Below are 9,601 nucleotides of genomic sequence, written 5' to 3'. Positions count from 1 at the left end.
TGATTTTGGGAATAGCGGTCGCCATGGCGAAAAACTCCATGACGGGCGGACAGGAGACTCTCTCCCATCCTCTCAACCCGTCACGCAAATTCGCACAGCCCTCTGACTCTAAAAGCCCCGGACGCGCCAAAAATCCGCCGCCCTTCCACGGCAGGAAACGATGGCCATGGCGGGGGAAGCAGAATGTCCGCTGCTGAACGTGAGTTGCAGACTACGGACATTCTCTTCAAAGACGGTTCCGAAAAAAAGCAATGTTCATAGTTTGGATGATTTCGTTACCGTTGAACTTCGAGCTGCCGAAACCAACCCGTCCAGCCATTCCTGATGGCCATTGATCATCGGATTGGGACGCGTCGTTGCCAGTGTCCTGGCCGGTTCCCCGTTCTGGGTTTCCTGCGTAAGAATTCTGACGCGTCCTTCCGACAGATCCTCAATCAGCCAGGCATGATGAACATCAAGCCTCTCAGCCGAGCCTTCCTCGCCAGCCCATCCATGCCATGCCACCCGGCCTGGCTGACCCAAGGCCGGGGGGACATATTCCGTGACTTCAGCCTCAACCGGAAAGCCAAACGTCTCAAAATAAAACCGCACTGCGTGCGCCAGTTCAGGACCTTTATCATCATAAAAGCGAGGGTTGGCGGAATTGGCATAATAGGTTGGCCATTTCGCCGGATGACTGAGTAACGGCCAGATTTCAGCAGTTGTCAGGCCTGCCACAATCATCTCATTCGAAGCGAAATTATCCGCGAAGCCCGGGATATAGCCTGGAGGCCAGAAGATTTCGTTTGCCATTGAGATTTTCTCCTCTGCTGAAAGCTGAGCTGTTTGATAATTCGCCCAAGATATAAATTCCAATCATGAGTTATGATGAAGGTCATAACTAATGAAAATATTGGAAATAAATCTATTCTGACGCCGCAGGTCGATAACGCTCAAGCCAGTGCGCATAAGAAGGCGGCAAAACCCAGGACGGCCGATCAAGGCCAAGCTTCAATGCCGCCACGTAGGGCCAGTGCGGATCGGCAAGCTGTGCCCGTCCCACCATCACCAGCTCCATCTGCTTCTTTTCCACGACCCCATTGGCCAGAAGCGGCGTATCGATCCCCCAGGACGATGCTACGGGCATGCCCGTCTCACGATGGACCCGCTCGGCAATCGGCGCCAGGAATGCCGGACCCCACGGAATCTGTGCATCCGGCGTTGAGAAACCGACGCTGACATTGAGCATGTCCAGCCCTTCCGCCTTGAACTGGCGGGTCAGGGTGATCGCTTCTTCAAGGGTCTCCTCGTCGCGTCCGTCGAACTCAATGACCCCGAAGCGAGCAGTGAGCGGAAAATTATCAGGCCAGACCTTGCGGACCGCACGGAGCGTTTCCAGAAGAAAACGGCTCCGTCCCGTCAGATCGCCGCCATACTCGTCCGTGCGATGATTGGCATGAACCGAGAAAAAGCTTTGCGCGAGATAGCCATGGGCGAAATGCAGTTCCAGCCATTCGAACCCCGCCTCCACGGCGCGGCGCGTCGCGGCAACAAAATCCGCCTGCACCCGCGCGATGTCCTCATGCGCCATTTCCCGCGGCACCTGGGGCAGGTTCGCGCCATAAGCGATGGCGGACGGCGAAATCGTTTCCCACCCGCGCGGGTCGCCCGCGGCAATATGGTCGTCACCCTCCCACGGTCGGTTGGCGCTCGCCTTCCGGCCCGCATGAGCAAGCTGAATCCCTGCGACGGCGCCAGCGGCCTTGATCTCCCGCGCAACAGTCGCCATGCCCGCGATATGCCGGTCATCCCATAGCCCTGCACATCCGGGTGTGATCCGTCCTTCGGGAGAAACGGCCGTCGCTTCCACGATAACAAGACTGGAACCGCCGCGGGCAAGGCTTGCGTAATGGGCTGCGTGCCAATCGGTTGTGAACCCGTCAACGGCGGTATACTGGCACATGGGCGGAACAACGATGCGATTTCGTAGGTGTGCGTTCTTCAGGGCGAAGGGCGTAAAAAGAGCGGGGGTCATGTCATGCTTCCTCAACGGATGTAACGCGGATCAGCGCTTTCCCGGAAAACTGCCGGTGTTCGAGGTCATTCAGAAATGTCGGTAGATCCGCGAAATCGCGAATGACGGTCTCTTCAGGAAAGAGCGTCTGCTCTGCCAGGCAGGCCAGAATACGATGTCCGGCCGTGGTGAGGTCATGCCAATCGTCATCGTCGCCGTAATCATGCAGCGCGCCGAGGGCGACCTCGTGAACTGAAATACACCGGGTAAAGGGTGGATCTGGCCACTCCGTCAGGCGGTTCTGGATGCACACGATATGCCCGTTCGCCTTGAGCGCCGGAGCCATGGCTCCCGCATGGTCCGTGCTCACGCAGTCGATCACCGCATGGAAACGGTTTTTCAGTGTATCCGGTAGTGCCTCGCTGGCTTTCAGAGGCCCTGCAACGCAATCCTGCACGCCCATGGCCCGTAACCGTGCCCAGTGCCGCTGGTTGCACATCGCCGTCACGGCAAAACCGCGGTCCACAGCAAGCTGGACGAGATAATTGCCGACACCGCCGCCCGCACCTGCGACCAATAGTGTTGCACCTGCTCGGCTCGGCAGTTTGGAGAGTGCCAGCCACGCCGTCAGCGCAGGACAGGGTACGCTGGCCGCCGCCTCAAAATCCAGTGTGCGGGGTATGTTGATAAGTGCCCGAAAGCGGACAGGCGTATACTCCGCAAAACTGCCGGGCCGCATCAGACTCTGATGGTAGGCGACACGCCGCCCCACCCAGTCATCGCCGATATCGCGTCCCGTCGCCACGACAACACCCACACCATCGACACCGGGCACCCGTCCCGGTGTCCAGGGTGCGAGACGCGCACCCAGGGCTTTCCAGTCCACCGGATTGAGCCCCGCAATATGGTTGCGAACCAGCACCTCATCCGGTTGGAGCACAGGACGGGCAACATTCTTCAGCACGAGATCCAGAGCCGACGTGCCCTGCTCCCAGCACCAGGCCCGATAATGATCGGGAACCCCATAGTCTGTCATTTCGTATTCTTGCCCTCTGTGAGAACCGAGAGAACTTCCCGTGCAACCAGAGCGGAGGATTGCGGGTTTTGTCCCGTCACGAGCCGTCCGTCGCGGACCATGAACGGCTTGAAGTTCTCGCCCTTCTCATAAATCGCACCCTCATCGCGGAGCCGGGTTTCCAGCAGGAACGGAACGGTTTTTGTCAGGCCGGCGGCTTCTTCCTCACTGTCCGAGAAAGCGCTGATCTTCTTGCCTTTCACGAACGAGGTTCCATCCGGGTTGCGGATGCCCGTCAGGCTTGCCGGCCCGTGACAGACGGACGCAACAACCTTGCCGTCCGACCATGCGCGCAGGATCAGGCTCTGGAGTGGTGTGCTGTTGGGCATGTCCCACATCACACCGTGGCCGCCGGGAATAAAAACGGCGTCATACCCATCTACGGAAACACTGGTGATTTTGCGTGAGTGCTCCAGATCATCCATGGCAGGACGATCTTTCAGAAAGCGCTGCACGCTCTCGGGATCTTTGTCGCTATGCTGGACGGAGCGTGGATCGACCGGGATTTTGCCGCCTTCAATCGATGCGATATCGACCTGCGCTCCCGCATCCCGAAAGACATAATAGTGTGTCGTCAGCTCTTCGAACCAGACGCCGGTCTGATGACCGGAAGCGCCCAGGGCCGCGTGAGAGGTCACGACCATCAGTATCTTGAGCAGAGGGTGAGGCATGGTAATTTTCCTCGCAGGAATCATGAGTTGCGTCAGGATGGCATTGCCCTCAGAATAAATCCAATAGTCACAGAATATGGACCCCATAAATATGGGTGATATCAGGAATCTCGATCTCAACCTGCTCCGCGCGCTCGACATGCTGCTTGAGGAAGGCAGTGTGACCCGGGCGGCCGAGCGGCTCGGCGTGACGCAGCCTGCGGTCAGCAATATGCTGACCCGTCTTCGGGAGAATTTTGGCGATCCGCTGCTGGTCAGGACACAGCGCGGCATGACGCCCACAACGCGCGCACTCGATCTTGTCGCGCCGCTCAAGCGCATCCTGTGCGAGATCGGCACACTCTGTCAGCCAGACGCCTTCGACCCGGTTTCGGCGTCATTTACGGTTTCGATTGCCGCGACCGATTATGCGCTTCAGGTTGTCCTGCTGCCGTTCATCGCCCGGTTGCGACAGGAGGCGCCAGGCATCACACTTGCGGTTTACCCGCTTGATGATGCCCGGCTTCAGGAGCAGTTGGAGAAAGGTCAGCTCGACATGGCGCTGGTCACGCCGGAGACCTGCCCGCCCGATCTGCTGTCATCAAAGCTGTTTCATGAAGAGTATATCTGCGCGGCGCGGAAGAACCATCCGACCGCAGGCATGCACATGACGCTGGACCAGTATTGCGCCGCCGGTCACATCATCGTTTCGTATGAAGGAGGACGCTTCTGTGGCGCGACAGACAGACAGCTCGAAACACTTGGACGCAGGCGTCATGTCGCCCTGTCGGTGCCAAATTTTCTGGCACTCCCTGATCTTCTTCTGAAGACGGACCTGATCACGATGGCCCCACGTAGACTTTTACACGGGAGGAAGGACCTGACACTGTTCAGTCCCCCCTCTCCCCTGACCGTGCCGGGCTTTGACAAGATTCTTGCCTGGCACTGCCGTACCGGGAGCGACCCCCGTTATCAGTGGCTCCGCGGAAAACTGACTGAAAATACACTGGAAACTCGGTAACTATCCCAAGCCATACGGGATGTGGGCATCTGGCCTCCCACATCCCGCAACCTTATTCTCACAGCTGGATCACGTTAATGCATGGTGCCCAGCTTTCCATTCCTGACCTCGTAATCCTTCTGGTTATCCGGACCGATCAATGGCGTGGCATGGCTTGCAAATACCATCGGCAAGGACACCGGCGATTTCACCGGTCGATAATTCCGCGCCTCATTCACGTCCCCTGACCCGATATACTGAGCCATATATGGGTAAGGATAAACCGGACGGCTGGCTGTCGCCGTGGCGTTCGGTTGCGCATAAGGTTGGCTGGGCGTGAGGGCCATGTGAATCTGCCCACCCGCCGGCGGCTCGCCATGGCCACCGGATGGCGGCCCCATCGGTTCCGTGCCCTGCGTCGTCCTTTCAGTCCGGATAGCGGCAGGCGCAGTGCCGGTTTCCGTCCAGGCCATAAGTGGGGTGAGGAAATCGACCTGCGGAAAGCCCTCGCCATTGCCGCAATGCCCGACGCCGGGCAGCAGGTAGAATTTCAGGAAGCTGTCGGTCTGCTCCACGCCCATCTCCCGCTGCACGCCCTGATAATACGCGATGGTGTTCAGAGGCGAGATCGACTGGTCCGCCAGCCCATGCCACAGGATCAGGCGGCCACCATGTTGGTGGAACGGACGCAGGTTCGTGTTTTCAGCATTATACAGCGGGGCCAGTTTGTTCATGTAGGCGAAGGAGGCGTCATCAAAGTGGAAGTGGGTCAGGTCAGCTGCCTTTTCATCCACCTGCGCCGCTATGACATAGGCAATCGCCGAAGCAGCAATGCCACTGCTCATAGACTCTCCGTGCGCGGTCGCAGGGAGCGCCCATTGCAGTTCTGATCCCGGCAGTGGGCCGCTGATAATGTAGGGGTGCCCTGCCGCATCCGTCGCGCCCTCGTAAAGTCGAAGAGCCGCCTGCGTTTCCTCCGCCGTCAGACAGTGCGACGTATCCCCCTGCCCTGCCGGGCACTGCACCCATGCAGGATCGAAATGGCAGGCGCGAGGATCTTCGAGAATCCCGTCCTTTACACCCGAAAGCGTATCGCAGTGGCGGATGACAGCGTCATGCAGAATACCGACGCGGTTCTGCAGCAGAATATTGGTGCCATCGGCACGCTGGTTCCCGCGCACGTTCCACGCATGATAGAAAGAGTTCTGCACAGTAAACAGGGCGGCCGGCGCCCCAGCGGAAATGCCGTCAAAATCCTCGGGAAAACGCTGCGCTTCCATCAGCGCTTCGCGTCCGCCATCGGAGCAACCGACAAAATAGGAATATTTCGGGGCTTGTCCGTAAAAGGCCGCCGTCAGGGCCTTGGCCGCCAGCGCGGTGACATGGTTCGCGCGATAGGCAAAGTCGATACGCTTCTGTGGGTCTTTACCAAACTCGCCCTGCGCCAGTCCCGTCATAGGGCCGGTGTGGCCCATGTCGTCGCCTGCCATGACGAATTCCCCGTTCAGGGCAGGAGCGCAGGCGCCAGCATTGCTGACGCCCACACGCGTCATGCCGCACAGGCCGCCACAGCCCCCCAACAGGAAGCGCTGTGTCCAGTGCTCCATGGGCAGGTCGACCTCGAAAGAAACTGCAGGCGCGATCTGCCCCGTGACCTTGCAGAATTTACCCTTGGAGGTCTGAAGCACGGCAGCCTTCTGGCCATGAACGGTAGCGCCGACGACGGGTGCGAGATCGACATTCCCCAGCACCTCGCACGATATGACGGGCGCGACCACTGGCAGGGAAGCGTGATCCGCTGCCTGTGCCGGAGTGACAGGGACAGACAGCAATCCGGTCCGTGCGCCCATGATCGCAAGGAGAACGGTCAGGGTCAGAAGTATTCTTTTCATATTAGGCAAAATATCCTGTTCAATCTGATTCGTCAGAAGAAACCAAGTCATGTCATGACACATCAGATATATGGGGCTGTTAAAGGCGACCAGTCAGAGCACCGAATGGTTTGTTACTGCGGATGGTCCCATTCTTCTTTATGGCCGAAGCCGTTCCTGTTATCGGTCGCCTTGATGTAAAGCGGCGTAAACGCCCAATAGGCGGGCTGAAGATGGGGTGGAATAGAAAACCGATCCGTATAGAGGTGTTCTGCCAATTTCCTGTCCGCAGTACCCAGCCTCCATGCATCCCCTTCCATCTGCAGTCCACGCAAGAAAGGAATGGATCGGTCCTGACCACTGACAGTTGCTATTGCCCGCCCTGTCTGCTCCAGCAATAGACCGTGACGGGTCGAGGGATCTGTTACAAACAACAGACGCATACGTAACGGATCAAAAACATAGAATACAGGGGCCGCCCAGTGCTGGTGCCCGGCGCAGACCGCCAGAGACATGACATGATATTCTTCCAGCAGGGCATCAATTCTGGGGGTGAATGCGGTCATGATCCAACAAACCTTAGCCAAATGGCGGTCATGGGCATGGCCAGCACCAATGCGGGCAGCATGTTGCCAACCGGAAATTTGACAATGCCACAGATCCGGAATCCGGTTGCCAGCATCAGCACGCCCCCTACAGCTGCAAAATTGTCATTCATCAGCGGGGTCGTCAGAGGAACAAGATAAGTGGCGCCTGTCGCAAGAACCAGCAGAACCACCAGTTGAGGGATGCATATAGCCGCGACTGCGAAGCCCAGCGTTGTTGCAAAAATAGCGGCAGTCAGAAAGTCCAGAACAGACTTTGCGAGCAAGATGGACGGGTCTCCTGTCATTCCCTCATGAATGGCACCGAATATTCCAGTACCGCTGGCGCAGAAGAGAACGGTAAGTGCCACGAAGCGCTCAAGAAACACCTCTGGCGTCAGATCTGCAGGCATCGGCACAAAGCGTCCCAGCAACCGATTCCCCCACGTGGACACCGCACCCAAATGACTCTCCAAGGCACAGCTTTCGCCTATGATAACCCCAAGCAGCAGGGATATGACCATTACGGCAATGGCATGGCCATGGACAATCAGCGAAATACCCATTCCCATGGATGCCAGACCGAACATCATCGGCAAACCATCTTTAAGACGTTGGGGAATATACCCATTCAGAGCCGCGCCAAGGATGCCTCCGGTCAGCACCACGCCTGCGTCAGTGTATGAGCCGATCAACATTACTGTATCCCTATTTTTCCGCTGAGACGGCAGACAATGTTTCGCCCCAGCGAGGCATCTCAGCCACATCCACGTCCAGCAGCGACAGGCCGCGCGCAGCACTGTGGCGGATGATGTCGGCACTTGTACGCGGCGCCGCGTAAATAGCTGGAACCGGGGGAAAAATGATGCCGCCGTATTCGGTCACCGCCTGCATGTTACGCAGATGGCCCAGATGAAGCGGCGCCTCACGTGTCATCAGTACCAGACGCCGTCGCTCCTTGAGCACGACATCGGCCGCGCGCGTGACAAGATTGTCCGTAACACCCGATGCAATTGCACCAAGCGTATGCATGGAACACGGGGCAATAATCATACCGTCGGTACGAAAGGATCCGCTGGAAATAGATGCGCCCAGTGCGCTGGGCGAATGGATATGGCTTGCAAGGGCACACACGTCCTCAGCCGATAGGCTGGTTTCATGCTCACGCGTCAATTGTGCGCCACGGGACATGACAAGATGCGGCTCGATATCAGCCTCCCGCAGCAGACGCAAAACTTCAACTCCGTACTGGAAGCCAGATGCCCCGGTAATGCCGACAACGATCCGTTTGCGGGCCATGAAACGCTCCCTTTCAGATAGTGAGCCACGATGGTATTCTGCGCATGGAATCCACTGGCCTATCTGGCGCGACAGTCCAGTGGGCAGGTTTCATGAAGCGTTACATGCCGACTTGAGGAAAAATCGACGGTGCGAACGGATGCGGATCGACATCCCGGAACTGCGCTCGCACAAAATGTTCCTTCAGCTTCCACGGATAGGTGCAGTCAAAGATCGTCTTGCAGGACACACCTTTCGCAGTGATGGATGGATCATAATCCGGCACCTGCGAGGGATCGAGCACATGCCCCGTTACCCCTGGCACGAACACGGTATCCACATTTCCCTGATATCGTGTCTGCATCGCCCAGAGCACGTCGTTACTGTCAAACAGATCAACATCGTCATCAACGATGATAACATTCTTAAGTTCGCGATATACTGCTAAAGCAATCAGCGCGGCCTGACGCGCCTTGCCTGCATCGCCTGCGCTGCGCTGGCAGACCTGCAGGATCGCCAGCAGTTTTCCTCCACCTGCGCTATGTGCGTAGACATTCTTCACAAAGCCCGGCAGCGCCTTGTCGCAGGCATTGAAAATGCTGGCTTCCGTTGGGATCCCTGCCAGATTCACGTGCTCTTCGCCTGGTCCGACCAATGTCTGCAAAATAGCATTCTTCCGCATGGTCACGGCCTTGACCTTGATCACCGGCAAGGATGGATTGGCGGGGCCATTATAACCCGGAAATTCAGGCATCGCATGACCGGTATCGGTGTTGACGTCCTCTCGTATCCGACGTCCCGGCAGGATCTCACCTTCGATCACGATTTCGGCCCTGGCGATAGAACGTTCTTTGACCGTCACAGCATCCACGAGTTCAACCGGCCTGCCCCGTAACCCGCCAGCTACGGTCAGTTCATCAAAGCCCAGTGGCGTGGTGGGAGCCTCGAAACACGCACCGATAGGGATGGCAGGATCCAACCCCATATTGATGGTAATGGGCAATGCTTCACCCCGCTCTTCCGCCTTGGCACGGAAGGCATCAATATGGCGTCCGGGCGCGAAAAAGACCGAGAGTTCATCACGCCCCTGCACGCACAGGCGATGGATGGTAACATCCGTATGGCCGTTATCCGGATCGCTCCCCAGTAG

Annotated in this window: 10 protein-coding genes; 1 reads left to right on the top strand and 9 read right to left on the bottom strand. The window is 57.8% G+C overall.

The annotated features are described in order from the left end of the window. Positions 1–255 precede the first annotated feature (255 nt). The 4 genes from ABF824_RS14290 to ABF824_RS14275 all read right to left on the bottom strand — a co-directional run bounded on the left by ABF824_RS14290 (position 256) and on the right by ABF824_RS14275 (position 3,739). Positions 256–792 (bottom strand): SRPBCC domain-containing protein, encoded by a 537-nt coding sequence (locus ABF824_RS14290; protein WP_415489675.1) that lies wholly within the window; start codon positions 790–792, stop codon positions 256–258. Between the two features lie 112 nt (positions 793–904). Beyond that, positions 905–2,014, bottom strand: a complete 1,110-nt coding sequence (locus ABF824_RS14285) for an NADH:flavin oxidoreductase/NADH oxidase (protein WP_415489674.1) — start codon at positions 2,012–2,014, stop codon at positions 905–907. 1 nt (position 2,015) lies between these two features. After that, a complete protein-coding gene (locus ABF824_RS14280; RefSeq protein ID WP_386884239.1) occupies positions 2,016–3,029 on the bottom strand; it encodes an alcohol dehydrogenase catalytic domain-containing protein in 1,014 nt (337 codons plus the stop codon). Continuing rightward, entirely contained in the window at positions 3,026–3,739 is a 714-nt protein-coding gene (locus ABF824_RS14275; protein WP_415489673.1) for a type 1 glutamine amidotransferase domain-containing protein, read from the bottom strand. The genes ABF824_RS14280 and ABF824_RS14275 overlap by 4 nt, the downstream gene beginning before the upstream one ends. A 91-nt stretch (positions 3,740–3,830) precedes the next feature. On the opposite strand from ABF824_RS14275, the gene ABF824_RS14270 reads away from it, so the two are divergent. Then, the gene (locus ABF824_RS14270; protein WP_415489672.1) at positions 3,831–4,739 is read left to right on the top strand and encodes a LysR family transcriptional regulator; all 909 of its coding nucleotides are present in this window, start codon (positions 3,831–3,833) and stop codon (positions 4,737–4,739) included. Positions 4,740–4,813: 74 nt separating this feature from the next. Here ABF824_RS14270 and ABF824_RS14265 read toward each other — a convergent pair whose 3' ends face one another. From ABF824_RS14265 to ABF824_RS14245, 5 genes are all read right to left on the bottom strand, one after another. Continuing rightward, positions 4,814–6,610, bottom strand: coding sequence for a tannase/feruloyl esterase family alpha/beta hydrolase (locus ABF824_RS14265; protein WP_415489671.1), 1,797 nt, complete (start codon positions 6,608–6,610; stop codon positions 4,814–4,816). Positions 6,611–6,723: 113 nt separating this feature from the next. Beyond that, on the bottom strand, positions 6,724–7,155 hold the full coding sequence (locus ABF824_RS14260; protein WP_386884235.1) for a pyridoxamine 5'-phosphate oxidase family protein: 432 nt from the start codon (positions 7,153–7,155) through the stop codon (positions 6,724–6,726). Next, positions 7,152–7,871: a DUF554 domain-containing protein gene (locus ABF824_RS14255; RefSeq protein WP_415489670.1), complete on the bottom strand. Its 720-nt coding sequence runs from the start codon at positions 7,869–7,871 to the stop codon at positions 7,152–7,154. The genes ABF824_RS14260 and ABF824_RS14255 overlap by 4 nt, the downstream gene beginning before the upstream one ends. A gap of 10 nt (positions 7,872–7,881) precedes the next feature. Then, positions 7,882–8,472, bottom strand: a complete 591-nt coding sequence (locus ABF824_RS14250; RefSeq protein ID WP_415489669.1) for a UbiX family flavin prenyltransferase — start codon at positions 8,470–8,472, stop codon at positions 7,882–7,884. A 100-nt stretch (positions 8,473–8,572) separates the two neighbouring features. Then, positions 8,573–9,601 (bottom strand): UbiD family decarboxylase domain-containing protein (locus ABF824_RS14245; protein ID WP_415489668.1); only part of this gene is annotated, 1,029 nt, incomplete at its 5' end.

It is taken from the genome of Acetobacter sp. (assembly GCF_047721705.1).
Classification (GTDB): Bacteria; Pseudomonadota; Alphaproteobacteria; order Acetobacterales; family Acetobacteraceae; genus Acetobacter.
Note: the sequence above shows the minus strand (reverse complement) of the source record. Positions and strands in the feature narration are given on the sequence as shown.

Bases quoted from the DNA above. Each gene is read 5' to 3' on its own strand.
- ABF824_RS14250 (WP_415489669.1), bottom strand. From the start codon at position 8,472: ATGGCCCGCAAACGGATCGTTGTCGGCATTACCGGGGCATCTGGCTTC.
- ABF824_RS14270 (WP_415489672.1), top strand. From the start codon at position 3,831: ATGGGTGATATCAGGAATCTCGATCTCAACCTGCTCCGCGCGCTCGAC.
- ABF824_RS14260 (WP_386884235.1), bottom strand. From the start codon at position 7,155: ATGACCGCATTCACCCCCAGAATTGATGCCCTGCTGGAAGAATATCAT.
- ABF824_RS14285 (WP_415489674.1), bottom strand. From the start codon at position 2,014: ATGACCCCCGCTCTTTTTACGCCCTTCGCCCTGAAGAACGCACACCTA.
- ABF824_RS14255 (WP_415489670.1), bottom strand. From the start codon at position 7,871: ATGTTGATCGGCTCATACACTGACGCAGGCGTGGTGCTGACCGGAGGC.
- ABF824_RS14265 (WP_415489671.1), bottom strand. From the start codon at position 6,610: ATGAAAAGAATACTTCTGACCCTGACCGTTCTCCTTGCGATCATGGGC.
- ABF824_RS14280 (WP_386884239.1), bottom strand. From the start codon at position 3,029: ATGACAGACTATGGGGTTCCCGATCATTATCGGGCCTGGTGCTGGGAG.
- ABF824_RS14275 (WP_415489673.1), bottom strand. From the start codon at position 3,739: ATGCCTCACCCTCTGCTCAAGATACTGATGGTCGTGACCTCTCACGCG.
- ABF824_RS14290 (WP_415489675.1), bottom strand. From the start codon at position 792: ATGGCAAACGAAATCTTCTGGCCTCCAGGCTATATCCCGGGCTTCGCG.